General features: G+C 37.4%; 36 protein-coding genes. 3 read left to right on the plus strand and 33 right to left on the minus strand.

The genetic code is table 11. The annotated features are described in order from the left end of the window. Positions 1 to 14: 14 nt before the first annotated feature. Positions 15 to 2,258: an alpha-galactosidase gene (locus H8S40_RS15085; protein WP_186865545.1), complete on the plus strand. Its 2,244-nt coding sequence runs from the start codon at positions 15 to 17 to the stop codon at positions 2,256 to 2,258. A 3-nt stretch (positions 2,259 to 2,261) separates the two neighbouring features. Next, positions 2,262 to 2,891, plus strand: a complete 630-nt coding sequence (locus H8S40_RS15090; RefSeq protein WP_118725006.1) for a YczE/YyaS/YitT family protein — start codon at positions 2,262 to 2,264, stop codon at positions 2,889 to 2,891. Positions 2,892 to 3,030: 139 nt separating this feature from the next. On the opposite strand, the gene H8S40_RS15095 is transcribed toward H8S40_RS15090, so the two are convergent. The 7 genes from H8S40_RS15095 to H8S40_RS15125 form a co-directional block, all read right to left on the minus strand. Next, complete coding sequence (locus tag H8S40_RS15095) at positions 3,031 to 4,434, minus strand: alanine/glycine:cation symporter family protein (RefSeq protein ID WP_118725005.1); 1,404 nt, start codon at positions 4,432 to 4,434, stop codon at positions 3,031 to 3,033. A 310-nt stretch (positions 4,435 to 4,744) separates the two neighbouring features. Next, a complete protein-coding gene (locus tag H8S40_RS15100; protein WP_118725004.1) occupies positions 4,745 to 5,158 on the minus strand; it encodes a hypothetical protein in 414 nt (137 codons plus the stop codon). Positions 5,159 to 5,173: 15 nt separating this feature from the next. Then, a complete protein-coding gene (locus H8S40_RS15105) occupies positions 5,174 to 6,700 on the minus strand; it encodes a Y-family DNA polymerase (protein WP_186865696.1) in 1,527 nt (508 codons plus the stop codon). Positions 6,701 to 6,779: 79 nt separating this feature from the next. Then, positions 6,780 to 7,148, minus strand: a complete 369-nt coding sequence (locus H8S40_RS15110; protein WP_186865546.1) for a VOC family protein — start codon at positions 7,146 to 7,148, stop codon at positions 6,780 to 6,782. Positions 7,149 to 7,174: 26 nt separating this feature from the next. Continuing rightward, positions 7,175 to 7,240, minus strand: coding sequence for a peptide deformylase (locus H8S40_RS16485; RefSeq protein ID WP_207723331.1), 66 nt, complete (start codon positions 7,238 to 7,240; stop codon positions 7,175 to 7,177). 110 nt (positions 7,241 to 7,350) lie between these two features. Next, a complete protein-coding gene (locus tag H8S40_RS15120; protein WP_186865547.1) occupies positions 7,351 to 8,280 on the minus strand; it encodes an AEC family transporter in 930 nt (309 codons plus the stop codon). Positions 8,281 to 8,359: 79 nt separating this feature from the next. Next, positions 8,360 to 8,698, minus strand: coding sequence for a winged helix-turn-helix transcriptional regulator (locus H8S40_RS15125; RefSeq protein WP_118725001.1), 339 nt, complete (start codon positions 8,696 to 8,698; stop codon positions 8,360 to 8,362). Positions 8,699 to 8,817: 119 nt separating this feature from the next. Here H8S40_RS15125 and H8S40_RS15130 point away from each other — a divergent pair, with 119 nt between their 5' ends. After that, on the plus strand, positions 8,818 to 9,384 hold the full coding sequence (locus H8S40_RS15130; protein WP_118725000.1) for a flavin reductase family protein: 567 nt from the start codon (positions 8,818 to 8,820) through the stop codon (positions 9,382 to 9,384). Between the two features lie 138 nt (positions 9,385 to 9,522). On the opposite strand, the gene H8S40_RS15135 is transcribed toward H8S40_RS15130, so the two are convergent. The 26 genes from H8S40_RS15135 to H8S40_RS15265 all read right to left on the minus strand — a co-directional run bounded on the left by H8S40_RS15135 (position 9,523) and on the right by H8S40_RS15265 (position 25,311). Continuing rightward, positions 9,523 to 10,533, minus strand: coding sequence for a helix-turn-helix domain-containing protein (locus H8S40_RS15135; RefSeq protein ID WP_186865548.1), 1,011 nt, complete (start codon positions 10,531 to 10,533; stop codon positions 9,523 to 9,525). Positions 10,534 to 10,682: 149 nt separating this feature from the next. Beyond that, positions 10,683 to 10,880, minus strand: coding sequence for a hypothetical protein (locus H8S40_RS15140; protein ID WP_186865549.1), 198 nt, complete (start codon positions 10,878 to 10,880; stop codon positions 10,683 to 10,685). 29 nt (positions 10,881 to 10,909) lie between these two features. Then, entirely contained in the window at positions 10,910 to 11,071 is a 162-nt protein-coding gene (locus tag H8S40_RS15145) for a hypothetical protein (protein WP_186865550.1), read from the minus strand. Between the two features lie 65 nt (positions 11,072 to 11,136). Further along, complete coding sequence (locus H8S40_RS15150; protein ID WP_019162974.1) at positions 11,137 to 11,601, minus strand: DUF3021 domain-containing protein; 465 nt, start codon at positions 11,599 to 11,601, stop codon at positions 11,137 to 11,139. Positions 11,602 to 11,611: 10 nt separating this feature from the next. Further along, positions 11,612 to 12,052, minus strand: a complete 441-nt coding sequence (locus H8S40_RS15155) for a LytTR family DNA-binding domain-containing protein (RefSeq protein WP_186865551.1) — start codon at positions 12,050 to 12,052, stop codon at positions 11,612 to 11,614. Between the two features lie 160 nt (positions 12,053 to 12,212). Continuing rightward, entirely contained in the window at positions 12,213 to 12,533 is a 321-nt protein-coding gene (locus tag H8S40_RS15160; RefSeq protein WP_028088277.1) for a TfoX/Sxy family protein, read from the minus strand. 23 nt (positions 12,534 to 12,556) lie between these two features. Then, positions 12,557 to 12,982: a GNAT family N-acetyltransferase gene (locus tag H8S40_RS15165; RefSeq protein ID WP_186865552.1), complete on the minus strand. Its 426-nt coding sequence runs from the start codon at positions 12,980 to 12,982 to the stop codon at positions 12,557 to 12,559. 46 nt (positions 12,983 to 13,028) lie between these two features. Next, positions 13,029 to 13,550: a YodL domain-containing protein gene (locus tag H8S40_RS15170; protein ID WP_243238273.1), complete on the minus strand. Its 522-nt coding sequence runs from the start codon at positions 13,548 to 13,550 to the stop codon at positions 13,029 to 13,031. Positions 13,551 to 13,648: 98 nt separating this feature from the next. Next, positions 13,649 to 13,963 (minus strand): type II toxin-antitoxin system RelE/ParE family toxin, encoded by a 315-nt coding sequence (locus H8S40_RS15175; protein WP_186865554.1) that lies wholly within the window; start codon positions 13,961 to 13,963, stop codon positions 13,649 to 13,651. Next, positions 13,953 to 14,246, minus strand: coding sequence for a type II toxin-antitoxin system RelB/DinJ family antitoxin (locus H8S40_RS15180; protein ID WP_118724996.1), 294 nt, complete (start codon positions 14,244 to 14,246; stop codon positions 13,953 to 13,955). The genes H8S40_RS15175 and H8S40_RS15180 overlap by 11 nt, the downstream gene beginning before the upstream one ends. A 285-nt stretch (positions 14,247 to 14,531) precedes the next feature. Then, positions 14,532 to 14,705, minus strand: coding sequence for a hypothetical protein (locus H8S40_RS15185; protein ID WP_186865555.1), 174 nt, complete (start codon positions 14,703 to 14,705; stop codon positions 14,532 to 14,534). Between the two features lie 119 nt (positions 14,706 to 14,824). Then, positions 14,825 to 15,001 carry a helix-turn-helix domain-containing protein gene (locus H8S40_RS15190; RefSeq protein ID WP_186865556.1) on the minus strand — a complete coding sequence of 59 codons (177 nt, stop codon included), beginning with the start codon at positions 14,999 to 15,001 and terminating at the stop codon, positions 14,825 to 14,827. Between the two features lie 273 nt (positions 15,002 to 15,274). Further along, complete coding sequence (locus H8S40_RS15195) at positions 15,275 to 16,354, minus strand: PDDEXK nuclease domain-containing protein (RefSeq protein ID WP_118737811.1); 1,080 nt, start codon at positions 16,352 to 16,354, stop codon at positions 15,275 to 15,277. A gap of 41 nt (positions 16,355 to 16,395) precedes the next feature. Next, positions 16,396 to 17,028 (minus strand): GyrI-like domain-containing protein, encoded by a 633-nt coding sequence (locus H8S40_RS15200; protein ID WP_118725269.1) that lies wholly within the window; start codon positions 17,026 to 17,028, stop codon positions 16,396 to 16,398. 23 nt (positions 17,029 to 17,051) lie between these two features. After that, positions 17,052 to 17,702: a hypothetical protein gene (locus H8S40_RS15205; protein ID WP_186865557.1), complete on the minus strand. Its 651-nt coding sequence runs from the start codon at positions 17,700 to 17,702 to the stop codon at positions 17,052 to 17,054. A 27-nt stretch (positions 17,703 to 17,729) separates the two neighbouring features. Beyond that, positions 17,730 to 18,155: a GNAT family N-acetyltransferase gene (locus H8S40_RS15210; RefSeq protein ID WP_186865558.1), complete on the minus strand. Its 426-nt coding sequence runs from the start codon at positions 18,153 to 18,155 to the stop codon at positions 17,730 to 17,732. Positions 18,156 to 18,513: 358 nt separating this feature from the next. Further along, complete coding sequence (locus H8S40_RS15215; RefSeq protein WP_186865697.1) at positions 18,514 to 18,705, minus strand: YdbC family protein; 192 nt, start codon at positions 18,703 to 18,705, stop codon at positions 18,514 to 18,516. Positions 18,706 to 18,783: 78 nt separating this feature from the next. After that, positions 18,784 to 19,581, minus strand: a complete 798-nt coding sequence (locus H8S40_RS15220) for a YhfC family intramembrane metalloprotease (protein ID WP_243238349.1) — start codon at positions 19,579 to 19,581, stop codon at positions 18,784 to 18,786. Positions 19,582 to 19,600: 19 nt separating this feature from the next. Further along, positions 19,601 to 19,903, minus strand: coding sequence for a hypothetical protein (locus tag H8S40_RS15225; protein ID WP_008121271.1), 303 nt, complete (start codon positions 19,901 to 19,903; stop codon positions 19,601 to 19,603). Positions 19,904 to 19,912: 9 nt separating this feature from the next. After that, entirely contained in the window at positions 19,913 to 20,119 is a 207-nt protein-coding gene (locus H8S40_RS15230) for a helix-turn-helix transcriptional regulator (RefSeq protein WP_003865061.1), read from the minus strand. Next, positions 20,116 to 20,445 carry a DUF6442 family protein gene (locus H8S40_RS15235; protein ID WP_005608366.1) on the minus strand — a complete coding sequence of 110 codons (330 nt, stop codon included), beginning with the start codon at positions 20,443 to 20,445 and terminating at the stop codon, positions 20,116 to 20,118. Before H8S40_RS15235 ends, H8S40_RS15230 begins: the two co-directional genes overlap by 4 nt. 823 nt (positions 20,446 to 21,268) lie before the next feature. Next, a complete protein-coding gene (locus H8S40_RS15245) occupies positions 21,269 to 21,478 on the minus strand; it encodes a DUF6219 family protein (RefSeq protein WP_118198095.1) in 210 nt (69 codons plus the stop codon). Between the two features lie 88 nt (positions 21,479 to 21,566). After that, positions 21,567 to 23,624: an oxidoreductase gene (locus H8S40_RS15250; protein ID WP_186865559.1), complete on the minus strand. Its 2,058-nt coding sequence runs from the start codon at positions 23,622 to 23,624 to the stop codon at positions 21,567 to 21,569. Between the two features lie 104 nt (positions 23,625 to 23,728). Next, on the minus strand, positions 23,729 to 24,250 hold the full coding sequence (locus H8S40_RS15255) for a TetR-like C-terminal domain-containing protein (protein WP_186865560.1): 522 nt from the start codon (positions 24,248 to 24,250) through the stop codon (positions 23,729 to 23,731). A gap of 16 nt (positions 24,251 to 24,266) precedes the next feature. Further along, positions 24,267 to 24,590, minus strand: coding sequence for a virulence RhuM family protein (locus tag H8S40_RS15260; RefSeq protein WP_186865561.1), 324 nt, complete (start codon positions 24,588 to 24,590; stop codon positions 24,267 to 24,269). 64 nt (positions 24,591 to 24,654) lie between these two features. Next, on the minus strand, positions 24,655 to 25,311 hold the full coding sequence (locus tag H8S40_RS15265) for an L-2-amino-thiazoline-4-carboxylic acid hydrolase (RefSeq protein ID WP_186865562.1): 657 nt from the start codon (positions 25,309 to 25,311) through the stop codon (positions 24,655 to 24,657). Positions 25,312 to 25,550 lie beyond the last annotated feature (239 nt).

The following is a 25,550-nucleotide window of genomic DNA, read 5'->3' on the forward strand; positions in this document are numbered from 1 at the left end:
AAAAGGGGTAGTATATGAGACAGATTATTTTTCACGAGGAAACAAAAACTTTCCATTTATACAATGAAAAAATCAGTTATATCTTATGTGTATTAGAAAATGGACATCTGGGACAATTATATTTTGGAAAACGACTTCATGATAAAGCAGATTTTTCTTATCTGGTTGAGAAATGTGAACGCCCAATGACATCATATATATATGAATGGGATCGTACTTTTTCATTGGAACATATCCGACAGGAATATCCTGTTTACGGTACGACAGATTACAGACATCCGGCAATTGAATTGTTGCAGGAAAACGGCAGCAGGATTAGTGAGTTCCAATATGACAGCTATGAGATCATTGATGGAAAACCAAAGCTTCCCGGATTGCCGGCAACTTATACAGAGTCTGAGGGGGAGGCGCAGACATTGCGTATCTTCCTGAAAGACGCTCTGACCGGTGCGAAACTAGCACTTTTATATACCATTTTTGATGAATACGGTGCAATTGCAAGAAGTGCGTATATTGAAAATGCAGGTGAGAAAAATCTGCATGTATTAAATATGATGAGTTTAAGCCTGGATCTTCCAGATAAGGATTATGAATGGATGCAGTTGTCCGGTGCATGGTCCAGAGAGCGCTATATAAAGAATCGAACATTGGAGCAAGGCATAACAGCTATCGACAGCATGCGCGGAAATTCTTCTCACGAACATAATCCGTTCCTTGCTTTAAAACGTCACAATACAGATGAAAATGCAGGAGAAGCAATTGGAATAAGCCTTGTATACAGTGGAAATTTCCGTATGCAGGCAGAAGTAGATACACATGATGTGACACGAATTACAGCTGGGATCAATCCGGAAGGATTCGATTGGAAATTAGAACCGGGAGAAAGCTTTCAGACACCGGAAGCAGTTCTGGTTTACAGTGAAAATGGATTAAATGGCATGAGTCAGACATTCCAGAAGCTGTATGCTAAGAGACTCGCAAGAGGGTATTGGCGCGATAAGGCAAGACCGATTTTAAATAACAACTGGGAAGCAACTTATTTTGACTTTACAGAAGATCGTCTTGTAGAGATTGCCATGAAAGCAAAAGAATGTGGAGTAGAACTGTTTGTCTTAGATGACGGATGGTTTGGTGCAAGAAGAAATGACAGAGCCGGTCTTGGCGATTGGGTGGCAAATGAAGAGCTTCTGCCAAATGGCATCAAAGGCCTGTCAGAAAGAATTGAAGCACTTGGATTAAAATTCGGTCTTTGGTTTGAGCCGGAGATGGTAAATAAAGACTCTGATCTTTATCGAGCACATCCGGACTGGATCTTACAGACACCGGGAAGAAATACATCACACGGCAGATACCAGTATGTACTCGATTTTGCAAGAAAAGAAGTAGTAGATCATATTTACGGAATGATGGCAAAGTTATTATCAGAGTCGAAAATCTCATATATTAAATGGGATATGAACCGAAGCATTACAGAATGCTACAGCAGCAAACTTCCTTCAGACAGACAGGGTGAAGTGTTCCATCGTTATATTTTAGGTGTATATGATCTATATGAGCGTTTGACAAATGAGTTTCCAGAAGTATTATTTGAATCCTGCGCCAGCGGTGGCGGAAGATTTGACCCGGGAATGCTGTATTATGCACCGCAGGGATGGACAAGCGATGATTCGGATGCAATTGAGCGTTTGAAGATTCAGTATGGAACTTCTATGTGTTATCCGCTCAGTAGTATGGGAAGCCATGTGTCTGTTGTCCCGAATCACCAGGTATTTCGCAATACCCCATTACATACAAGAGCGAATGTAGCATACTTTGGAACTTTTGGATATGAACTGGATCTCAACAAATTGACAGAAGAAGAGATCAAAGAAGTAAAAGAACAGATCACATTTATGAAAGAATACCGAGAAGTGTTACAGTTTGGAACATTTTATCGTCTGAAAAGTCCATTCGAAGGAAATGAGACGGTATGGATGGTGACAAATGAAGACCGCACGCTTGCAATCGTAGGATACTATCGTGTTTTAAATGGAGTGAATCAGCCGTATAGCCGTGTCAGATTACAGGGATTGAACCCAGATATGGTTTATGAAAATGTATGGAACCATACAGAAAATTACGGAGATGAATTAATGAATTATGGATTGATCACATCCGATGTGACAGCTGGTGAAGTGCCTGGAAATGTGACTCCTTGTACCGATTTTGAATCTAGAATATATATGCTGAAAGGTAAAAAAGTTCAGGAGGGAAGATAGAGCATGACGAAGACAAAAAGAATCAGTGGAATGTTACTGGGAATACTGTTTATTGGATTATGTGTATCTTTCTTACGACTTTCACAATTTGGTGTGGATCCGTTCAGTGCGATGAATCTTGGAATCAGTGGGTTTATCGGATGGAGTTTTGGAACGTGGCAACTGCTTGTCAATGCGATCATTCTTGTAGTTGTATTCTTTCAGGCAAGAACCTGCATTGGTGCGGGTACCATTATCAATATGGTATTTGTCGGATATATTGCAGATTTTATCTGTTATGTAGCAAATGATGTAGTGCAGATTCAGATGAATCTGCCACTGCGTATCCTTGCACTGCTGCTTGCTCAGCTGATGGCGTCCATGGGAGTGGCATTATATATGGTTGCAGATATGGGAATTGCCCCATATGACAGTGTCGCAATTATAATCGAGAAACTGACACATCAAAAAATTCCATTCCATAAAGCAAGGATTCTTTCGGATGTTGTTGTCGTAATTATCGGAATTATATTTGCCACTGCATCTGGGGCAGGTATCTGGTCGGTAGTAGGGATTGGTACAATTATAAATGCCTGCTTCAATGGTCCATTAATTCAATTTTTTAAAACAAAACTGGAAACATTTTACCTATAAAATCTACGGATTACAATTCTTGCAAGGCTCATATCCAGAACGGATGCGAGCCTTTTTTATTTCTCAGCCAATCGGCTGAATCTCTGATAATCATATTTTTCTATCATTTGGGTATATATTCTTTTAGCTTTTGTTAAACCTATCTCCAGAAATCTGTTTTTTGACTAAGCCCGATGTCTGCGCTTTTAAAAACAGGGTTAAGTCCTTTCTTTAACTGTGCTTCATAATCTTGGACCGCTTTAAATGCAATCCCTGATAAAATCAGGATAACCGGAATGTTAATGAGCGCCATAACCCCCATCAATACATCGGAAAGATCCCACAAAAGAGACATCTCCATTCCTGCTCCCAGAAAGATTGCAAGTGCCGATACCAGTCTGAAGCCTTTCATAAAAGCTTTTCCCGGCTGTTTTTTGTGAATATATATTAAAAGATTGTCACAATAAAAACAGTTTCCGAGCAGAGTTGTAAATGCAAAAAATACCATTGCTACTGTAATAAAAACCGGACCGAAGGAACCAAGTGATTCCTGCAGAGACGCCTGCACCCATGGTGCTCCCTGCAATTCTTTTGCCGGGTCAATCCCAGATGACATACACATCATTGCTGTTGCTGTACAAAGCAGCAAAGTATCAATAAATACGGATAACATCTGTACCAGCCCCTGTTTTACCGGATGGCTGACATTTGCTGAAGCAGATGCATTCGGAGCAGAACCGATACCTGCCTCATTGGAATAGAGTCCCCGGCGGATTCCCTGCATCATGGCTGAACCGGAAAATGCTCCGAAAATTGCTCTAAAATCAAATGCTTCTTCAAAAATGCGCACAAACATTGCCGGCACATTCTGAATATTAATAATTACTACTAAAAGTGAAATTCCGATATACGCAATCCCCATTACTGGCACAACCCTTGACGTTACTTTTACGATACGTGAGCCGCCGCCAAGCAGACACCATCCTGTCAGCACAGCCAAAATTCCACCGATGATCCATGGACTCATCTCTGCATTATAAGAAGAAAATACTGAAAATGTAGACTGCAGATTATAAGATGCCAGCATATTAAATCCAAATGCGTAGGTTAAAATCATTGCAACGCAAAAAACAATTGCCAGCGGGCGACAATGAAGTGCCGCTTCAATATAGTAAGCCGGTCCCCCATAACAGCTTCCGTCTTCCCCTCTTTTCTTATAAATCTGTGCCAATGTACTCTCGATCAGAGCAGATGCACTTCCGATGATCGCAATCACCCACATCCAGAATACAGAACCAAATCCCCCTATACAAATTGCCGATGAAACCCCGACAATATTTCCCGTTCCCACACGGGATGCTGTTGAAACCATAAGTGCCTGAAAAGAGGAAATTGCCTCTTTATCCTCTGGCTTTTCCATTACGGATCCACAAGCTCTCTTAAATAACCTTACCTGTGGAAATCTTGTACGGACTGTAAAATACACTCCCGCACCAATCAGTATAATAACCAGTAGTTTGCTATACATAAAAGAACTTATTGTACTAATAATCGTTTGAAACATACCTTCTTTCCTTTCCATATTTTTTGTCAATATATTAACGGAAAGAAGATGGATTTGCAAGCTTTTATACCAAATAAGTGTGTTTTCATTCCGTCCCTTTCTTGAGAATCCGGATGTGATTGTTGTAAACGGTGAACTAAAGTCGAATAAAAGCGGCGGATCTGCGACAGAAGACATTTTAAATAATCCAGATTATGCTTCACTAAAAGCAACAATTATCTTAACATTCCCCAAATGCACTCCAGTAATGTTAGTGCAAGGATAATGTTAATAACACGGAAATGCCGCAGATAAAACTTCTGATTTATTCTTACAAATTTTGATTTGCCATTTCACTTATCTGCTCGATTGGAATAACCGTTTGATCCGTCATGATTATGGTATGCTCATATTCGTCTATCTTTTTTACAATACCTACGCACGTAACATAGGATCCGCCGGCTTTTTTTGCATCGGGAACAAAATAAGTTATCGATACTTTCTGTTCTATACCGATATTATTTCTGATTATATTGATTTTTTCGTTCAGCTGAGCAATCACTTCCTCGCTCAGTTCCAATCTCTCATCGGTTAATCTTGCCGTTTCCTTTATCGCAGCATCATGTCCGGTCAAAGCTGCAAAAGGAGCAAATTGCGCTGCCCGATCCTGAAGTGGCATTTGCGGATGATTCTTAGAGACCGGATGCGGTAAATTGATAATATCGTCATAAGAATTATTTTTCATCCTCTTCCAACTCCTTTACGCCTTATGTCCGCCAATTTGTTCATTTCTATCCTTAGCGGTTGCGCCTTCCTGAAGATTCATCCCCTTCAGTACAGCGTTTTTTCCAAATTTCTTTTTGATACTAAGCATTGCTTCCTGCATACGTTTTTCGCGATCCAGCGCTGCTTCATCCTCTTCCTTCTTTTTCCTTTGTGCCTCATAATCCGTAAAAAGATCCAGCTGCTCATACACTTCTTCTTTCTTTACCGAACTTTCATCCACAAGCCTGTTCGCCGTGATATTGATTCTTCTGATAAGCAGGTTTCTGTCAACGATCCTGTCATATAGCTCTATTACTGCATCCATTATCAGTTTTGTTGAGGAAGTCTGCCGTTTCAGATTGGTCGTTCCATGTGCATGTTTCGGGATTCTTCTTCCATAACGGTCGATCGTAACCTCTCCATGATACTGTTTTTTCCTGTCGGCATTGTTCAGATTCTCAATATCATAACCAACTGTCAACACGATCTGGTCTGTGACAAGCTTCTTATCCACCAAATCCAAAACCATCTGGTCTGTCATCTCTTTGACGACTAATTTTGCTTTTTCAAAATCATAAGGACAATGAAGTACCTGCCCGGAACAAACACTGTTCGTTTCCGGTTTGTAGGTCTTGACCATTTCCATGGTACAGGGCTCATATCCCCAGGCATGGTCGATCAGAAGCTCTGCATTAACACCAAAAAGCCTGTATAACAGATCTTCATTGTATAATTCATTTTCTTTTCCGATGGAACATCTTGCAATATCTCCCATTGTATAAAGCCCGTATTCTTCCAGTTTCTTTGCATATCCTTTTCCTACTCTCCAGAAATCAGTAAGTGGTCTGTGACCCCAGAGTTTCCTTCGGTATGACATTTCATCCAGTTCTGCAATTCGTACACCATCTTTATCTGCTTTAATATGCTTCGCCACGATATCCATCGCAATCTTACACAGATACATATTTGTTCCGATTCCAGCAGTTGCCGTTATACCTGTCGTTTTCAGCACATCATGTATCATGGTCATTGCAAGTTCTCTTGCTGTCATATTATACGTATGCAGATAATCCGTTACATCCATAAATACTTCGTCAATCGAATAAGGGAAAATATCTTCCGGCGCAATATATTTCAGATAAATGCTGTAAATTCTGGTGCTGTATTCCAGATAGAGAGCCATCCTGGGTGGAGCAACAATATAATCAATCTCCAGTGCCGGATTGATATCTAATTCTGTGCTGTCATCAGAGGCTCCGATAAAAGTTCTATTCGGCGCTTTCCACCTGCGGACGCTGTTGGCTTCTTTTACTTTTTGAACAACCTCGAATAAACGAGCCCTTCCTGGTATCCCATAACACTTTAAAGCTGGAGATACCGCAAGACAGATTGTTTTTTCTGTTCTGCTTTTATCCGCAACTACAAGATTGGTCGTCAAAGGATCCCTATTTCGTTCTTTACATTCCACAGACGCATAGAATGACTTAAGATCGATTGCAATATAGGTTCTTTCCTTTTCCATCATTCTACACCTCCCGATTCTCCTGTGTTCTGTTTCTAATTCTTATTTATCTTGGCCAAAAATCTGCATATTCTCTCCTTTAATTACACCTGAATGGAGTGCGAACCTCAATGAGATTACCACTCGGATCATACAGTCTTACAAGTTTCTGACCACCCGCAATCTCTGCTAGTTCAGTGGCATATCGGACGAAATACTTACCAGATTCATATTTTGCAAGCAATCCATCTATATCAAATTCCTCAAAATACAATTCCATCATGTTATTGAATGGAGTGGAAATCTCATCCAGTGTCTTCCCCCATAAACAGGCATCCTGCAAAACAAGACCCTCCGATAAAATCACATTTCCTTCATTCTGAAGAATCACTTGTAATCCAAATAAATCCCTATAAAACTCTATGGATTTTTCTATATCATTTACCACGATTAATACATTTTTCAGCATATCCGTCACCTCACAATCCGCATTGGTTATATGATTTTCCCTGACAAATGATCAATTTCATGTTGACAGATCTGCGCCGTCCATCCTGACAATTTCTGGCGCTGCTTTTTCCATTTTATTAATTGCTTCCTTCAATGTAATCTCATATGGAACATTATAATCACAAATTTCATAAATAGAATTCTTCAATCTTTTTATTTTCTCACACAAACATCTCATACATTCCCACCATCACTGGCATGGTCACAATTGACAGCAGTGTCGTAAGTACATACAATGAGCTCGCATATGCCGCATCTTTATCATATAGTTGTGCCATGGACGTCACAGTTGCACAGGCAGGTGTTATGGATGCAATATACACAGTCAGGAGAATCTGTTTGGAATCATTTAATCCCGCAAATGTATTAATCATTTTCATTAAAATCAATATAAATATTGGATAGACAATCAATCTCAATACTGTCGAAACATAGTTCCTTTTTTTAGTAAATACAGTCTTAAGAGGTACATCCGCAATAACCATTCCGGCAAGCAGCATACCGATCGGACCAATCATATTATTCATCATATCCATGACATCCTGTACACCCGAAGGTAACTGGATTCTGCAGATAAACAATATCACCCCTACTATGATTGAAATAATATTTACGTTCAAAAATACTTTTTTCCACTCTAATCTATCTTCTTCACAAATCATATTTTTGCAGTGTGTCCAGATCAGAACCAGCTGTACCGCAATATAAGCACTGGAGTAAATAACGTACTCCTGTCCAAGCAAGTCCTGTACCAGCGGAATCACCAGTATACCGGCATTTGAATAAATAACAGTTGCACGCTCAATCGTATCTAGCTGTAATACTTGTTTTAATATTGCGGTAAGTATCAGAAATAAAACATGTACCAGAACTGCTGCACATGCCAGGAGCAGTCCTTTTTTTACATCTGATGTATAGTCCACCTGAAATGCGTCGATAATCACACATGGAATAACAAGATAAACCATAACTACAGATATGCTTTTACTCTCTGATGACTTCATAAGTCCAGCTTTTACAACCGCATATCCCATAAGCATGATCGCAAAAAGCTTTGCAATCTCTTCCATTAGTAATAAACTGATTTGCATATTTTGTCCCTTCTTTTCTGATGTATACTGTCAGTATTATAGCACGTCGTCTACATTATGCTTAATAAACTTGAAGTTATCACTCTGTCAGTCGATTCTCCTCGCCCCAGACACAGAGCTGATCCAGCACAGTCATCAGCGATTTCCCACGCTCCGAAAGTGCATATTCCACCTTCGGCGGAATCTGTGGATACTCGGTACGGACAATCAGTTTATCCGCTTCCAGCTCCTTGAGATTCGTGCTGAGAGTCTTGTCGGAAATGGTTTTCAGATACCGTTTCAACTCATTGAATCGCACCGTCTCAAACTCCATCAGGCAGTAAAGAATGACCATCTTGTGCTTGCCGGAGATCAGCGACAATGTGTAGGCAAAGCCAGTATCCTCGAAATTGGCGTTCTCAATATAGTTCTGTATCATTTACTTTCTCCTAAGATAGTACCTGTTATAATTACCAGTACTTGAATTTATAATTTGCGTGGATATAATTATAAGCAGGATGAACAGTCCTGTCAATATGATCACAAGGAGGAGTTATCATGAGAACAAAACTGAATATTACCGAAGGCATTTTCCCAATGCCGGTTCTGATGGTTGCAACTTACAACGAGGACGGCAGCGTCAATGTCATGAACGCCGCATGGGGCACCATGCAGGAGCGGGACTCCGTTGTTCTGAACCTCACCGAGACACACAAGACCGTACAGAACATCAAGGCACGGGGAGCATTCACCGTCAGCATTGCCGATGCTGCCCACATAGTGGAAGCAGACTATTTCGGTGTAGAGTCCGGCAATAAAGTTGCCGATAAATTTGCCCGCAGCGGTCTGACAGCCAGCAAAGCAGAAACAGTAGATGCCCCTGTCATCAACGAGTTCCCGATCTGCCTGGAGTGCAGGTTCATCGAATATCAGAACAATGAATACGGATGCGGTGTCATCGGTAAGGTGGTCAATGTCACTGCCGATGAGAGCGTTATGGTAGATGGAAAAGTTGATATGTCTAAGGTCAACGCCATCGCATTTGACCCCTACACCCACGGCTATTATAAAGTCAACGAGCGTGTGGGCGAAGCATTCCGAGATGGCTTAAAGCTGAAAAAGTAAGGTGTGCAGAAAAGGAGCTTTCGCATAAGCGAAGGCTCCTTCTTAAAATATGTGGATTTCACAAATTCTAATTTTCCAATTTAACAAACTTGAATTTCTGGATGCGTATAATATGCGGAAAATAAACTTAACTCCATCTTAAATATAGTGCTGAGTTTCACTGCCATTCTTTAACACCATTTTCACCACACCAAGCAATGCTGCAAACAAAACACCTGCAACCGGCCATACAATCCATGTAATATCCCAGCTCATCGTCCAGAAGCTCCATGCAAGGTAAATCGCTGTAGTCAAGCACCAATATACACCAGAAAACGTGTCAGTCTTTTTCTTAAACAGTTTTTCTTCTTTTGTATATTCGCCTTCCTGAAGAAGGGTATCGTAACTGCTTTTTACCATCCCAACACGAACCAACAGATTCACTCCTATTGCAAGTATGAATAGCAGTAATCCGACGGAAAGACCACAGTAATAGTCGGACGCTTCCATAGATCCGGCAATAATTGTCGGAATCACTGCCAGTATACAAAGCACTACCCCAACAGCTGTTCCTCTGATAAAAATTGGTTCATAGGAATCTTTTTTTTCTCGTACCATTCCAGATACACCATGCTCTGTTTCAAAGCATTCTTTTTCAAAATGTTCCATATGTGATTCACGCATTCCATATGTAATAAACAAAAAGACAGCTGCCGCAACCATTCCAAGCAAAAAAACACATCCAAATACTGTTGCCAGAGATTCCGAAACATGAAATACGCTATCTTCTGCCATTGTCACAAGAACAATCAATAATATTGGACTTAAGATACACATACTTGTTGCGTTTGCCACTACTTTGGATCCATTTCTTTTCGTGTCAAGAAATTCATTTGCATTCTCCATAGTTACTTTTTTCAACGGTTCTGCATAGCTTTCAGTACTTTCGTGATAGGTGATATTTTCTGCTTGCATTTCATCTTTTAATAGGTAATCTGTACTAACACCAAATAGCTCCGACATCTGTAAAATTCTTTGCAAATCTGGAACAGCTCCTGCACTTTCCCACTTAGATACTGCCTGTCTGGATACGCCCAACTGATTGGCTAGTTCTTCCTGTGACCATCCATTCTTTTTTCTTTCCTCTATAATCTTATCAGCTAAAATCATTTTTTCCTCCTTTTGCAGATTTTATGAGCTAAATATAACAGTTTTGCTGTTTGCATTCCACCATTTCAGGCTGTAAATCTGTCAACCAGCAGTTGCAAATCACAAAAGGACTCTATGAATCCCGATTTTCCAGCAATACAAGCAGGAAATTATTTATCATCTGTATTTGTTTTATTGTTTTCCTTTTTCTTATAAGTCGAACCTAAGCAAAGAAATGCGGAACCAAGACTTAACCATATTATAGCCATAGTATTTTCATTTCCACTCGTAAAGCCAATAGCTGACGCTATGAAAAACAGAACTGATGCAATGTAAAATAAGATTGATTTGTTTATCCCTTTTTTCATAAATAAGAATCTCCTCCAAATTCCGATTGTTACATTGGCGAATGAATCCACATGTATCCCAAAATCAAGACACTAAGCACTATTACAAGCAGCAATGCTATACCAATTGCTTTGTGCTTTCGCTTAAAAGCGATAAAACTTCCCACACCCATTACTATGTATGTGAGAAGCAATAACATCGTAAAACTCATATGACCTCCTTAAATTCAGATTTCTCAGTTTCAAAAACTTGAAGTTGCCGTTGTGAAGGTTATGCTCATTTTGCGTTATTACTCTTCCGAACTCCGTCATTCATTCTTTTCACTTTGCGTTTCCATACAAAATATTGAACGAGCCAAGTGATGACGAAAATTGCAACGAATATTCCTACATATGAAAGAATACCAATGGCATTATGCTTCATCCAATTCGTAATATAGGCAATCGGAAACATCGTAACACAGGCAATGGAAAAGTAAATTCCGCTTTGCTTTGCAAGGCTCCACGAATCAATTTCCCAAATAACGGAAGCCATTGCAAAGCCTGTACCCAAAATTCCGCAGAGAATTGTTTGAAGAATAACTGCGTTTAATTCATTTTTCATTGTATCAATCAGCTCAGGGTTGACAGGATAGAACGAACCATCTCCTATGCACATTGATATAATCACAGTTATTACAAAACCGATAGCAATGCCGAGAGGGAATCCGAGAAGCCCACGCTGAATCATCTTTTTTTTCATTTTTACCACCTCATATTCCTAATAATTGTTTGATCTTGGCGACAAAACGCCTTGAAACATAAGTAACCGTCCCATTTGAAAGCGTGACACAAATTGTTCCTGCAAAGCTTAAATCAAAACCCTTGACTTTTCTCAGATTGATAATATCCGAGTTTGATATTCGGACAAAAAAGTTGCTGTCCAGCCGCTGCTCCATTTCGTAAAGCCGCAGACGGAGCGTGTACTCACCGTGATTTGTTTCGGTAAACACTTTGCCCGATGCAGCAAAAATGCGGTAAATATCAAACGGCTCCAACACTTCGACAATATCATCTTTGAATCCGGCAATCATTTTCGGCTGCTCGTCTGAAAGCCTTTTCATGATTTCATTGATTTCGTCGGTCATTTTGTTTGTCACAACGATGATTTTGGGTTCCTTGCAGTTCTCATCTAACTTGATTTCAATTTGCATTTGCTCACCTCCTCTTTGTTACGGTTACAGTATAAGAAAATCGAGAATTGATTTCCACCGATTCTCGATAGGTGGTCGTTTTCAGACCATAGACGGTAGATTATATAAATAATCTTCCTCATCAAATTCAAATTTTCCTGTTATACAAACTGGGAATTGTTTATTTCTTTTTTTTCGGTTTTAGGGCTGGCAATTCATCATACATTGCATGAAACAAGCCTGTCAAAAATTCCTTATTATCAACCTCATCTACCAACAACATCTCTTTTGCTCCCTCATAGGGTAATTCATACGGAGCTGTCGGCATATAACTAATTGCTGATTTTACTGGTTTAACAAGTAATCTATCATCATAGATACCACCTACAATCTTGCCACGATAATAAATAATAAATTCTCCCATCATAGCTCGATAAGTAATTTCTTCTAACTCAGATAGCTGCCCTAAAATAAACTCTAAGTATTCCTTGCTTGATGCCATATTTCCACCTCAAATCCCGATTTCTATTTTCGTTTCCATAGCATGGTGTATTCTTTTTCACCAGTATCTTCATCCAAATCTTCACATTGAATAATGAACCCTTCTCTTTGGTAAAAAGAAATTGCTCTGGCATTCTTCTGGTATACATTTAATCGTAAGCTAACTTTTTTATCCTTAATATAATCCAATAAAAGTTTACCTATGCCACATGACTGCATTTCATCAGAGACAAAAATACCTTCGATATATTCATCATTTAGTCCTACAAATCCTTGTATCATTTTATCCACTTCAAACACATAGACTTCGGATTGTGACATCATTTCTTTCACTAATTCATAATTACTTTTCCAGTATTGATTGGAAATAAAATAATGTGTTTTCAGATTTGTCTTTAACCATATGTCAGCAACTCTATCGATATCTCCGTTCAGTAATTTTCTAATCATAACAAATATTCTCCACAACTACATACTTTATGCTTTTCTCTTTTTTTCATTCTATCACAAGCTCACCATTATCATCAATTTTTTGATATTTTTTCTTTTCCCCCACTGTAAAACAGTCTCTGAGCGTTTCGTTATATAGAGGGATACACATACAGAGCAACCCATATGTATTTAATCGATTTAACTGATATAAAGTATTATCAGTAAGACCATAAATTTCATCTTCAGCACATTCAGCCGCATAAAAGCTGATACATGTAAGATCATTTTCATAATCCACATTTTCTATTTCCGAGACAATATCGAGTATTTTTTCTCTTTGTGCTGCAAAGTCTGGAAGTTCTGCAAATCCAAATTGATCCACATAATATGCTTTTGTTTCTCCATTTTGGTGCATGATGACTACATCACTGACTGACAAAGAATGTACTTTATAATCTGCCGGTGGATTATCGTTGAATGTAGCATAAAGTCCATCCAGGTCATCACTTTCCAGCATTCTGTCTGAATATAAGCATTTATAATTTGCTGCATCTACTTCGAGGCAATATTCTTTTACATAGTCCATGTCTGAGCAGCTATAAATATTTCCTCCTTCCCAAAAAGGTACAAAAAAGACCATCTACGGTTTTACGGTAAATGATCTTTTTACTGCCAATATTTAATTTATATCATTCTGTTTTCATAATCTTGTAACTCATGAAAAATATCATCCACATATACAACATCATTTTCTATTCTGTACAACATAAAATATCTGTGCTGTTGAAAATTTATTCGACGATATCCAAGGCTCTGTAAACGTGGATTGTCGCATACCTTCAAACTACTCGCTACATACTTCAACTTTTTAATAGTATCCTCAAAATCATCAAGCACATTCTTTGCTGCCTGCTTATTTTTCTTGGCGAAAAGCAGATACTGTACAAACTGGTTTAAGTCTTCTTCTGCTTCAGCTGTTACAACTACTTTATAATCCATATTTTCCTCTCATATCTGAAATCACATCATCTGCATTTCGGTAATTCCCCTTTTTTGAAGATTCTCTGGATTGTTCCAATCTTTGAAGCATCTCTTCTTCCGTCATAGATTTATAAGGATTATGCACAGTTCGTTTTATTTCAAATGGAAATCCATTGTATGCAACCGCCTGCGTTAAAAACATCCTTATTGCTGATGTCGTATCAGTTCCAAGATCTTTAAAAAGCTGATCTGATTTATTTTTTAAGTCATCGTCTACCCTAATCTGAATTGTACTTGCCATTTTAGATACCTCCTTTTTTCTTCATTATAATGCCATTCCATTACTAATTCAATACAACTGTATTGATATTTCACTTATTTCTATGCACTTATCCAAGATAATGGGCATGGAATCTCGAATTACAATTGATACAAGTACAATACAAATACAATCCGCACAGCGTGTGACGGTTGCTACCAGTGCGCCCTTTGCAAAATACAGTGTTCTCTGTCCATCTGCATCTACCTGATAATCAGCAGTATAGATATCCTCTGACGCATCTATAACCGATGTCAGAACTCTAAACTATCTGCATTTAAAAGGAAATCCCAGCAGCTTTCCCACTTCCGGCACTGTCATCCAGGTCCTCTTTTGTGTTGGATGCCGTCTGTAAGGACTTTCTTCTGAAATCTTCGAAATGATTTCCTCAACATCGTCCATTTCCGGAACTTCTTTTTGTTTCATAATTGCTGTTGCCATTTATTCTTCACTTCCTGTCCTTTTAGTGTTAGTGTTATTTTTCCTATATCATATCTCGAATCCAGAAAAAAATTTAGGATGTCGATGCAGACAAAATCTGCTGATCAACACCCTGTTTTTTACTGTTCCAAGTTATCGAGCCAGTCGTCGAAACACTTCTTAGAGACACGATACTTTCCGCCATCCAACTGGATCCACCGGAATTCCTTTTTCTTCAAAAGGTTATAAATAGTAGGTCTGCTGACTCCTAAGATTTCCTGTAACTCCTGAACTATATAACATCTTTTCTCTGACATTTCTTTATCCTCTTTTCTTTGAAATATGAAAGAAAAATTATCCCTTCATATAACGAAACGCTCAGAGCATGTTTTACAGTGGTCAAAAGCAAATTTTTTTACTTTTTTTCTTACGAGTTTTCTTGCGAGTTTTTTTAATGCAACTCGTAAGAAACTCGTAACATTAGATTTTTCAGTAAAGAAAAAGAGCATATGGAATTGAATCCATACACTCTATGATTTCTTGAACTTAAATTCATTTTTAACTCAACAACAAGTTTCCCAAACTAAAAATTATTCATTTAATTCAGCCTCAATCTCTTCAATGGTAGGCATACTACCTCTAAACTCTTCTGGTATAAGTTTTGATAATTCATAGCTAGAAATACCAAGTGGCTGGCTAGTAGATTCTAATGCATACTGGGCTTCTACTTTATCCATATCTTTGCAAATCAGAAGTCCCAATGTAGGATTATCGGCTTCTGTTTTCATCTGATGATTAACAGCCACAACATAAGTTCCCAATTGACCTGCATAAGAAGAATCAAATTTTCCTGTTTTTATTTCTACAACAACATAGCAATGCCTTTGAGTATTGTAAAATAGCATGTCTATAAATTTTTCAGTATCTCCGACCTCAATTCTCACTTCCCTGCCCATATAAGCAAAGCCAGTACCTAACTCCATAAGAAAATTATTAACTTTCTCTATAAGCGCATCCTTTAGTTCCTTTTCATCATACCTTTCACGCAAAGTCAAAAAATCAAAATTATATGGATCCTTCGTAATTGCTTGTGCTAAATCGCTCTGTTCTATCGGAAGTGTATTAGAAAAGTTAGTTATTGCCTTGCCCTGACGTTCATATAAATCCGTTCCTAAGAAGTTTAGTAAAACATCTCTTGACCAATTGTTTTCAATAGTCTTTCTGATATAAAACAATGCCTTTGCAGAATTTCCTTTGCATTTATCAAGTATTATTTTGTTATGTCCCCATGGTATTCTAAAAATGATTTGTAAATCATCCCCAACTTGGGAACGATTTGCATCTGTAATCAATTCGTCCTCAACTTGAGGACAAATTACTGCGTCAGGATACATCTCATAAAAGTATCTCATATATTTCAAGTTAGTTGGAGAAAATGATTTCACGTCTGGCAAAATGGATTTCAAATCGTCACTCACCGTTTTATAAAATCTTGTTCCATATCCAAACTGTTCACTCATAGATGAAATGCCCTTACCAAGTTTCCAATAAAATCTTAGCATCTCATCATTTATCTTCATAGAAGCCCTGATTTGGCTTCTTCTAAAATCAGTGGATATTCCGGCAATCCACTCTTTATATTCATTATCAGCCTTAAACAATTCACTCATATATAATCCTTTCTACTGTGTCAGTTCGACAATTTCCGAGTTTACAGTTTCTTTATAGGATGTCTAATGACCGTTTTCCATTTTTCTGGGGCAACCTTTCTTGCATCAGACAGATATATTTCATGATGTAATCTTTCCATATTCATATCATTAACATATCCATTCTGCTCCAAATACGCATCCATAAGTGCAACAGTTTCCGGTTCATCATCAAATGCTCCCAAGTGCATTATTTGAACACACAATCCCTCGTCAATGGTCACAAACTCTGCAGATGAACAATCTATTTTTTTCTTTTTGGTTGCTGTTTCAACAGCCCATTCAAAATCCTTTTGATTTACAAAATCAGGCAGGCGTATAACTGAAATCCAATTAAAAGAATCTTTATCTGCATAATTTACACCATGTATATTTTCCTGCCACCAGAATCCTTCAAGTGGTGGAACTACATATTCAAAAAATCCTGCAATTTTATGATCTGTCTTATAACTCATTCTCAAAGTATATGCAACCGCATATAATACACTAATTGCCTGCTGATATGCTCCACCTTCTTCGTTTGGATTACCCTTTCCTCTGACCGCAATATAATTTGCTTTAGGGACAGTCACGATCTCCGGTTTATTTTTAGGCATATAAAACTCTTTATATTCTTTCTTAAAATCAAAAGCCATAACTAACTCCTTAAATTTATAATTTATGAACTCAAATTCGTTACCAGTGACGAATATCTTTTTGTCTTATTTCTAATATCTTCCTCGGTAACACCATAATAACTGTATAAATCTCTGGCTATTTTCTTAAACTTTTTCATTACCGCATTATTTCCTGAATAAGATATTCCAAATATATTCCAAGTATAATCTATTTCCATTTCAAGAAAATTATCATTAATTTCTATTTTATACAAATGGAAATCCATAGAAATTATACTATCGGGCATTTCAGCAATCATTTCACTTCGAGTCTTTATTTTACCAAAATACTCTATAACGGATGCTTCATTAAAATAATCTGGTAATGGAATATCCTTCAATTCACCCAAAAGTTCTGGTTCATGTTGCAAAATCAAACTTTCTTTTAGGCATTTTATTTGTTCAATATATTCTCTATCGCCTGGAGCTGTTTCTGTCAATCCGTATTTTTCTTTTGCATACTGTACTGTTTCAGAAAGAGAATGCGGATTTGCAACTATTGTCTTCTCCACTTTTTTTCTCTTATATCTATATATGCTATTTTTGATCTTAATCGTTAATGGTTGCTTTTCTGAATGTCCAGCTATAAAAATGCTTGTAGGACCATCTGCACCACCTATGATTGAAACCCCATTTTTACTTTTTTGTTCCATTCGTCTTTTCCTCACAAATTCCGATTTCTATTTTCGTTTCCATAGCATAGTGTACTCTTTTTCACCAGTGGCTTCATCCAAACCTTCACATTGAATAATGAACCCTTCTCTTTGGTAAAAAGAAATTGCTCTGGCATTCTTCTGGTATACATTTAATCGTAAGCTAACTTTTTTATCCTTAATATAATCCAATAAAAGTTTACCTATGCCACATGACTGCATTTCATCAGAGACAAAAATACCTTCGATATATTCATCATTTAGTCCTACAAATCCTTGTATCATTTTATCCACTTCAAGCACATAGACTTCGGATTGTGACATCATTTCTTTCACTAATTCATAATTACTTTTCCAGTATTGATTGGAAATAAAATAATGTGTTTTCAGATTTGTCTTTAACCATATGTCAGCAACTCTATCGATATCTCCGTTCAGCAACTTTCTAATCATAACAAATATTCTCCCCAACTACATCCTTTATGCTTTTCTCTTTTTTTCATTCTATCACAAGCTCACCATTAATCATTATTTTTTTGATATTTTTTCTTTTCCCCCACTGTAAAACAGCCTCTGAGCGTTTCGTTATATAGAGGGATACAAATAAGAGCAAGATCCACCCGTGTTTAACAGTATTGTCGCTTAAACTCTTTACCGTACCAGTACTCTCAGAACCTAGAGAGTATGAAGCGGCAGAATATTGGAGGTATGAGTTAGGGGCGGAGTTGGATTAAATTTATATTTCTACGAAGAAAGCCAAAGACATTTAACTGTTCACCCAATCAAACGTCTTTGGCTTGTTTAATTACAACTATTTTTTTAGAGTTTTACCCAGTAACTCATACAGAGCTTCTGCCTCTTCTTGAGATAAAGTAATTCCTTTTCCCATTTTTTCATGTTCTGGTGCCCTGTCACGAATATCATATTTTTCTGCAGCTCCATTCCATGAAATCATATTTAATTCTTTTTTCCAACCTTTGGCACTTTCTGAAAGTATTCCTATTGGGTAACAAAAAACACCGTATTTCTACGGTGCGTTCTGTCAGATATATTCTGTTTTATGATAGCAGAAAACTGGAATTCACAGTTCTTCCATCCTTCCCATCTTCAGCGCCATAACAAGAGTTCCGGCTGCCATCACAAAGACACCAATTTCAATCACATAGATGGGAAGAAGCACCGGACCTGCCACGGCAAAGAAGTCCACGATAAAATGAATCCCATATGCAAGAACCGCTGTAAAAGCCGCTGTTCTGCATTTGCCTGCCTTTACCGCCCGGTAGATCAGCAGTGACAACCCGATATGCAGAATGATGGCACTGATTCTTTCGATTCCGCTTACAAAAAAGAGTGGTGCCGGTGTTGTCCATAGGGCCGACAGCTGTGACACGGTCTGGTTTGCAGACTCAGCAGGAAGTGCCTCCAGCGTATTCTGCATGGCTCCGCTGTTGATCATCAGCATGGACACAAGATTGCTGATTCCGGAGAGTCCTCCGAGCAGAATGGCCTCCACACCGCCATGCCCGATTCCATACATCAGTGCATTTGGAAAATCCAGCCATTTCTTCATCCAGAACTTCATGGCAATCAGTCTTCCGGTCTCTTCAAAAACCGCTGCAGCCAAAGCCGCGTACACATAGTAAAGCCATGGCCTGCTCTGTGCGTTCAGTCCGCAGAACTGAATGACAAGAACATGCAGCAGCTGCTCCAACAGCATGGCAAACAGCAGATAGGTTCCTGCTCCGATAAAGAACGAGGAAATCCTTGCCTTAAGCTTCACCCTTCCTGCAATGAACAAAGCAATCGGTACCCCCATCGAGAGGACAACGGAGCAGATAACTCCCGCTATCGCCAGACCTGATATTGTGTTCAATTCCATCTTTATACCTCCCTGATTCTCAAAAAATTCCTTTATTGTATTTGAACTGTCCATACAATATAAAGCCTAATCCGACAATAACTGCTGGAAGAATGATATAATCTATAATTATTTCACTCCAAAACGAAACAATAAAACCTAATACAAGAGATATTCCTATAATCAGCGTTCCTGTGCCGACTGTTTTTCCATACTTTGGTATATCTTCTTCCTTTACTTTTCGCCTGTTATAAGAGTGAATTGTGCTGATATTGCCTTTGATATTTACAATTCCCACAACAGATATGAACACTCCCAAAATCAACATTATAATATTTTCCATAATAACCTCCTAAAAATAGAATAGTTCCTCAAATTTTTTGTCCAATGCAATACAAAGAATTAGAGCCAATTTTGCAGTTGGATTAAACTGTCCTGTTTCAATAGAACTAATGGTATTTCTTGATACCCCTACCATTTCTGCAAGCTGAGCTTGAGAAAGATTTGCTTCTGTGCGAACTTCCTTTAAGTGATTTTTCAGTTGTAATTGTTCTTTCATATTCTCACCTCTAAAAGATGGCTAACAAATCCAACAAATGCCAAAATGGAAAGCACAAAAAACAGAACAGTCAAGACCAAATCGCTCTTTCGCTTCATTTTGATAAAACGAACTAACCATTGTGTTGCAATAATGCTGAAGTATATAACCCACGGACTGTAAATCATAGTATGAGCAAGCACAGAAGATAACAGCGAAAGCAAACAACACACTAAAGCACCAACTCTGCTTGCGTGACTTCCGGCTTGATATACCACTTCCATTTCAGCCAAGTCCTTATTGCGATGTTCTTTTCTGCTTGCATTTAATATTTCGTCTTTTTTCATAAAAACACCTCCATGCCAAGTTTTCTTTGCATGTTTTAATTATACACATACCAAGTTTTCTTGTCAATAGAGTCATAAAAAAGTTACAACCGATATAAGAGATAACTTTTCTACCACTTCGATTATACTCACGACTTAATGACTTCTTGAATACTTGCCGAAAAAGAAAAACTGCCATCGGTTTGACAGCAGTTCTTCTTCGGTTGGTATCCGTTAGGAATACACAATATCATTCAATACAATCTCATCGGCACAGGCTCGAATGTTATTCTTCAATCCTCTCCATCTCATCATAGCCGTTGCTTTCAGTTTTCCTCATGGTCATGAGGCTTTTTTCTCTTAAATCGCATTCTATGAATCCTCAGATTGTTCTTTCTGTTCTTCAATAATTCGTTCTGTCGCTTTATGGATCCTATCCTTGGAATAGGGTGGTCTTAAATTCAATGACAACCGTCCCTTTTTGATCATATACGTTTCACTTCCATCCTCCGAAGATCCTTTCAACCAGCAATCATCCGGATACTTCACAGAAAAGACCCGTAACCGATTGTTGCTGCTAATCATTAATAAGGGTGAGATCACTGGTGCAGTTGACATTGACAATATGTATGAATTTGCTTCTTCACACTACAATGATTTCAAGGATCTCCGCAATGATAAGGACATTGTTATCAATCGGGAGTGGATCCTTAACAAACTTGCCGAAACAGAAAATGAATAGTATATTTGGTGGCTACACCCCCAAGCCCCTGTAGAATAAATAACGCCAGTACTGGATATCAAAAATCCCGCACCGGCGTTATTTATTAAAATATTTTGTTTTTTAATCTTCAACACTCTCTACTGAAACTTCTTTTTTCTTCCTACTTTTACCAGAAATCATCTTGTGTCCTGTATAAATAGCCATAATCATGCAAAGCAAAGAACTTGCTGCAAAGTACTTATGGCCTTCTTTTAATCCCTTATAACCTGTATAAAAAGTTCCAAGCATTGTAATCAGTGCACCGATAGACCAATATTTATGTGATTTCATTCAGATACCTCCTGCCGTTTTTCTTAATCATATACCTTTTAAAAGATATATACAAACTGGAATTTTTCTAGATGTATATTTTCTTCATCTATAATGAAAATGCTAAATCGTAAGCTCCCCAAATTACAGTTTTTAAATTTCCTACTTTTGCAGCATCTCCGATTACATGAATATGTTCAGACTTTTCGCATAATGGATTTGGTGTATATCCAACAGATAAAATGACTGATTCGCAATTAATCTCCTTAATTCCATCTGCAGTTTGAATTATTACACCATTATCTTTGATTTCTTTTAAAGAGCTTTCTAAGTATACAGGAACCTTATAGAAACGCAAATAATCTTTTAGACAACTAGAATTTGCTGCACAAATACCAGCTGATTTGATAAGTTCATCAGCCATTTCAACAATAAATGGTTTTTTACCTTTTCGTGCTAAATCATAAGCGATTTCACAACCAGTCAATCCGCCACCAATTACAGCGACTGTTTCGCCAACTTCTTTATTACCTAGTAAAAAATCTACTGCTTCAACACCTTTTTCGAAACCAATGATTGGTAACTTTCTTACTTTGGATCCTGTAGCAATGACAATCTCGTCTGCATCTAGTTTAGATATATCTTTAACTTCAGTATTTAAATGTACAGATATTGGAAGTTTTGCGATTTGTGTACAATACCATTTAATCAAATCTTTATCTTTTTCCTTGAATTCTGGAGCAGCTGCGGCAATAAATACCCCACCTAATCTATCTGTTTTTTCATATAAATCAACTTTATGACCCATCATTGCGCAAAGTCTAGCTGTTTCCATGCCTCCAATGCCACCGCCGATGATAACAACTTTCTTTGGATTAGCTACTTTCTTTATCTGATATTTATTTTCTTCGAAAGCTACTGGATTTAATGCACAATGTCCTTGTGTTTCTATATCTTTTAAATCCATTATTACACCTGAGTTTTTATAGTATGCTACTGGGAGACATGCATTATGACAAGAGATACAAGGTCTAATATCTTCTTCTCTGCCTTCTTTTAATTTAGTCAAGTATTCACCATCACAGATAAACTGTCTACCTATAGCTACTGCATCTATATTTCCTGATGCAATAGATTCTGCTGCAACATCTGCTTGCATACGTCCTGCACAAATAACTGGAATGTCCACATATTTTTTGATATGTTCAACTTCTTTTAGGTTACAATTTAATGGCATATAAACCGGTGGGTGAGCCCAATACCAAGAATCATAAGTACCATTATCAGCATTTAATGCATCATAGCCTGCATCTTGTAAATATTTAGCTGCCTTTTCACTCTCTTGCATATCACGACCAATCTCATTAAATTCTTCACCAGGAACTGCTCCTACTTTAAAATCTATTACTTTACTAGTAACTGAGTAGCGTAACATAACCGGATAATCATCACCACATTCTTTTTTAATTGCTTTTACAACTTCCACTGCAAAACGATAACGATTTTCAAAAGAACCACCATATTTATCAGTTCTGTGATTTGTATACTTAGTTGTAAATTGATCCATAAGATAGCCTTCATGAACAGCATGAACTTCTACCCCGTCAACGCCAATATCTTTACATAACTTTGCAGATTTTGCATATCCTTCAATATAATCAGCAATTTCTTTTTCTGTAATTTGGCGAGTTGTGAGTTGTGGTGCAAAAACCATAGGAAGTCCTTCGTCAGGGGCAACCATCATTTCGTTTAAGTGCAAGAATGGATTAGTAAGTTTCTTAAGAGCTTTATTATCTGCAATCTTTAGCAGTTTATCTGGAATTGTGTAATTTCTTCCCGCAAAACCTGCGCCAAGTTGGAAGAATATTTTAGATCCGTTTGCGTGAATCTCGTCAATGACTGGTTTTGCTTGCGCAAATACTTTAGGATTTTTGTGCAACCATTTACCTCCCATCATAGAATAAACTGGAATCATCCCTGGGATGAAAAGACCTACATCATTGTTTGCTCGTTCAATGTAGTATTGTTTTGACTTTTCGTTGAATTTAGGTCCCATCATATTTTCTATAATATTGGTACCTTCCATAGCTGGAATAATTACTCTATTTTTTATTTCGCAAGTTCCAATAAAAAATGGTGTAAATAGTGCTTCATACTTTTTATTCATTGTCCTTATCTCCTTGATATAATAAAAAATCATGCTTTTACAATTCACATTTTAGCATGATTCAAGTACAGTATCTCGACAATTAAAGACATTGTGTTGGATATCTAGCGGTTTACTACATAAAATTTTTTTAATATATTGATAAGTTGCTCGTCAGACTCTTTACAACCATTTTGTAGCCACATTTCTACCATTCCATAAAATCCCGAAAATATAAAATTATATTCTAAACGATTGCTACTGGTTGGTATAAATAATTCTCCGTGGAGCCAATCGTTATTAATATCCACCATCTTTTGAATCGTAGAATTGTGAACACCTTGCCTGTGTATAGCTAAAAATACATTTTTATACTTTCGCGCAGTTCTAAAATACACTAAAAGAAAACCTTCTTGGCTTGGATTTAGATTGTTTTGTAATAAAGTTCGCATTTCATCCATAATAGAATCTGTAATTTCCTCAAAACAATCTTGTATATTACTGTAATAAACATAAAATGTACTCCTGTTGATATCCGCTACTTCACATAGACTACTTACAGTAATATCACTTACATCTTTTGTCTCTAGAAGTATTCTTAATGCCGATTGAAGTTTTTCTTTTGTTTTTAAAATTCTTTTATCCATAATAGGTATTATTTTCTCACTTTCTGTACCTTGCAATAGCTACAAAATAATCTACAGCAATAGTAAAGAGATAATTAAGATTGAAATAATCAATTAATCCAGTTTGAGTTTTGTCTTCAATAGCTCCGTGCTTAGTGGTGGACTCAAATTTTGCGACAACAACTTGTTCATTTAATTTTTCTTTCAAAACATTACTAATATGTTTGTTGATGGTTTTCACGTCACAATCAAATAGTTCGGCAATTTGTTGATGGTTTAACCAAATAGATTCCCTGTTATCTCTTACGTTAACTTCGAGTTTTAATTCACCATCTTTAAATACAATAATTACGTTGTTCATGTTTTTCTACTTGTCTTTCTATAATTTAATTATCATATTAAGACTTACAAACTTGAAGTTGTACTTATCTATTCTTTTCAGTAGTATCCCATTTCGAGCCTTTCTTACAAACATAGAAATCACAGCAGTCTCCACCGGTTGCCAGTGTTTTTGTCCGATGCAGCACCCCGCCCATCATGTCCACAGAAATATAATCCATCTGACACATGTAAGGAACAAGTTCACTGTGTCCCAGTTTTCTGCCAAGTCCACATAGCCCACACTGGCGATAAATTGTAGTGTACTCATCGCCATCTCTGCCGGGGATAGTTTCCGTAACCCAGTTATATGGACTGCTACTCATTCCATTAGCAATTTTATCTTTCTCTGCTTTTTTCTTCTGATAATCTAAAGAAAACGGATTTTTACCGCTAAAGGCTTTCTTGATAATCGGTGCGCCCATTGTTGCAGTAACCATTTCAGAGAAAAGTTTTTCACTCATTTTATTTGGGGCTGTTTCATAAACAGCCATCCAGACAGCGCCGCCGCTTAACGATACACGAAGCGGATTTTTCATCATGTCGCCAATCTCATCCAACTCAGAAATGATTTGTTTATAACGCTCTTTGCTTTTCTTTTTCCACTGTTTACAATCAACATCCGGCGTTTTTTCTTCCAGCAATTTAAAGATTACACCGTTCATTGCAAGCCACATTAGCTTTTCGCAATAAGAATACTTCATTTTACACTCCTCACTATCACTTAATTGTCATCAAGTTTCTTTGACAAATTCAAATTTTCCAATTTAACAAACTTGAAGTTGTATTTATTTATTTTTTCTCAAATTCGTAGTAGATAAAAGCAAAAGTGAAATACCTAATAATAAATATGTTACTGCTTGTGTAGTGTTTTTATCCATAAAATTCACTATCGACACTATAAAGTTACATATTGAAACAAATAAAAAACATATACACCTGA

Source organism: Ruminococcus hominis (assembly GCF_014287355.1).
GTDB lineage: Bacteria > Bacillota > Clostridia > Lachnospirales > Lachnospiraceae > Schaedlerella > Schaedlerella hominis.

Excerpts from the sequence above, each read along its gene's own strand:
- H8S40_RS15140 (WP_186865549.1), bottom strand. The coding sequence starts at position 10,880 with ATGAAAAAAGGGATAAACAAATCAATCTTATTTTACATTGCATCAGTT.
- H8S40_RS15245 (WP_118198095.1), bottom strand. The coding sequence starts at position 21,478 with ATGAAATCACATAAATATTGGTCTATCGGTGCACTGATTACAATGCTT.
- H8S40_RS15265 (WP_186865562.1), bottom strand. The coding sequence starts at position 25,311 with ATGAAGTATTCTTATTGCGAAAAGCTAATGTGGCTTGCAATGAACGGT.
- H8S40_RS15125 (WP_118725001.1), bottom strand. The coding sequence starts at position 8,698 with ATGATACAGAACTATATTGAGAACGCCAATTTCGAGGATACTGGCTTT.
- H8S40_RS15200 (WP_118725269.1), bottom strand. The coding sequence starts at position 17,028 with ATGGCTTTTGATTTTAAGAAAGAATATAAAGAGTTTTATATGCCTAAA.
- H8S40_RS15085 (WP_186865545.1), top strand. The coding sequence starts at position 15 with ATGAGACAGATTATTTTTCACGAGGAAACAAAAACTTTCCATTTATAC.
- H8S40_RS15230 (WP_003865061.1), bottom strand. The coding sequence starts at position 20,119 with ATGAAAGAACAATTACAACTGAAAAATCACTTAAAGGAAGTTCGCACA.
- H8S40_RS15250 (WP_186865559.1), bottom strand. The coding sequence starts at position 23,624 with ATGAATAAAAAGTATGAAGCACTATTTACACCATTTTTTATTGGAACT.
- H8S40_RS15130 (WP_118725000.1), top strand. The coding sequence starts at position 8,818 with ATGAGAACAAAACTGAATATTACCGAAGGCATTTTCCCAATGCCGGTT.
- H8S40_RS15100 (WP_118725004.1), bottom strand. The coding sequence starts at position 5,158 with ATGAAAAATAATTCTTATGACGATATTATCAATTTACCGCATCCGGTC.
- H8S40_RS15155 (WP_186865551.1), bottom strand. The coding sequence starts at position 12,052 with ATGCAAATTGAAATCAAGTTAGATGAGAACTGCAAGGAACCCAAAATC.
- H8S40_RS15255 (WP_186865560.1), bottom strand. The coding sequence starts at position 24,250 with ATGGATAAAAGAATTTTAAAAACAAAAGAAAAACTTCAATCGGCATTA.
- H8S40_RS15160 (WP_028088277.1), bottom strand. The coding sequence starts at position 12,533 with ATGGCATCAAGCAAGGAATACTTAGAGTTTATTTTAGGGCAGCTATCT.
- H8S40_RS15210 (WP_186865558.1), bottom strand. The coding sequence starts at position 18,155 with ATGATTAGAAAGTTGCTGAACGGAGATATCGATAGAGTTGCTGACATA.
- H8S40_RS15180 (WP_118724996.1), bottom strand. The coding sequence starts at position 14,246 with ATGGCAAGTACAATTCAGATTAGGGTAGACGATGACTTAAAAAATAAA.
- H8S40_RS15220 (WP_243238349.1), bottom strand. The coding sequence starts at position 19,581 with ATGGAATTGAACACAATATCAGGTCTGGCGATAGCGGGAGTTATCTGC.
- H8S40_RS15235 (WP_005608366.1), bottom strand. The coding sequence starts at position 20,445 with ATGAAAAAAGACGAAATATTAAATGCAAGCAGAAAAGAACATCGCAAT.
- H8S40_RS15175 (WP_186865554.1), bottom strand. The coding sequence starts at position 13,963 with ATGGATTATAAAGTAGTTGTAACAGCTGAAGCAGAAGAAGACTTAAAC.
- H8S40_RS15150 (WP_019162974.1), bottom strand. The coding sequence starts at position 11,601 with ATGAAAAAAAAGATGATTCAGCGTGGGCTTCTCGGATTCCCTCTCGGC.
- H8S40_RS15185 (WP_186865555.1), bottom strand. The coding sequence starts at position 14,705 with ATGGCAACAGCAATTATGAAACAAAAAGAAGTTCCGGAAATGGACGAT.
- H8S40_RS15095 (WP_118725005.1), bottom strand. The coding sequence starts at position 4,434 with ATGTTTCAAACGATTATTAGTACAATAAGTTCTTTTATGTATAGCAAA.
- H8S40_RS15195 (WP_118737811.1), bottom strand. The coding sequence starts at position 16,354 with ATGAGTGAATTGTTTAAGGCTGATAATGAATATAAAGAGTGGATTGCC.
- H8S40_RS15225 (WP_008121271.1), bottom strand. The coding sequence starts at position 19,903 with ATGGAAAATATTATAATGTTGATTTTGGGAGTGTTCATATCTGTTGTG.
- H8S40_RS15205 (WP_186865557.1), bottom strand. The coding sequence starts at position 17,702 with ATGGAACAAAAAAGTAAAAATGGGGTTTCAATCATAGGTGGTGCAGAT.
- H8S40_RS15165 (WP_186865552.1), bottom strand. The coding sequence starts at position 12,982 with ATGATTAGAAAATTACTGAACGGAGATATCGATAGAGTTGCTGACATA.
- H8S40_RS15105 (WP_186865696.1), bottom strand. The coding sequence starts at position 6,700 with ATGGAAAAGGAAAGAACCTATATTGCAATCGATCTTAAGTCATTCTAT.
- H8S40_RS15145 (WP_186865550.1), bottom strand. The coding sequence starts at position 11,071 with ATGAGTTTTACGATGTTATTGCTTCTCACATACATAGTAATGGGTGTG.
- H8S40_RS15260 (WP_186865561.1), bottom strand. The coding sequence starts at position 24,590 with ATGAACAACGTAATTATTGTATTTAAAGATGGTGAATTAAAACTCGAA.
- H8S40_RS15190 (WP_186865556.1), bottom strand. The coding sequence starts at position 15,001 with ATGTCAGAGAAAAGATGTTATATAGTTCAGGAGTTACAGGAAATCTTA.
- H8S40_RS15170 (WP_243238273.1), bottom strand. The coding sequence starts at position 13,550 with ATGGACTATGTAAAAGAATATTGCCTCGAAGTAGATGCAGCAAATTAT.
- H8S40_RS15090 (WP_118725006.1), top strand. The coding sequence starts at position 2,262 with ATGACGAAGACAAAAAGAATCAGTGGAATGTTACTGGGAATACTGTTT.
- H8S40_RS15110 (WP_186865546.1), bottom strand. The coding sequence starts at position 7,148 with ATGCTGAAAAATGTATTAATCGTGGTAAATGATATAGAAAAATCCATA.
- H8S40_RS15135 (WP_186865548.1), bottom strand. The coding sequence starts at position 10,533 with ATGATTTTAGCTGATAAGATTATAGAGGAAAGAAAAAAGAATGGATGG.
- H8S40_RS15120 (WP_186865547.1), bottom strand. The coding sequence starts at position 8,280 with ATGCAAATCAGTTTATTACTAATGGAAGAGATTGCAAAGCTTTTTGCG.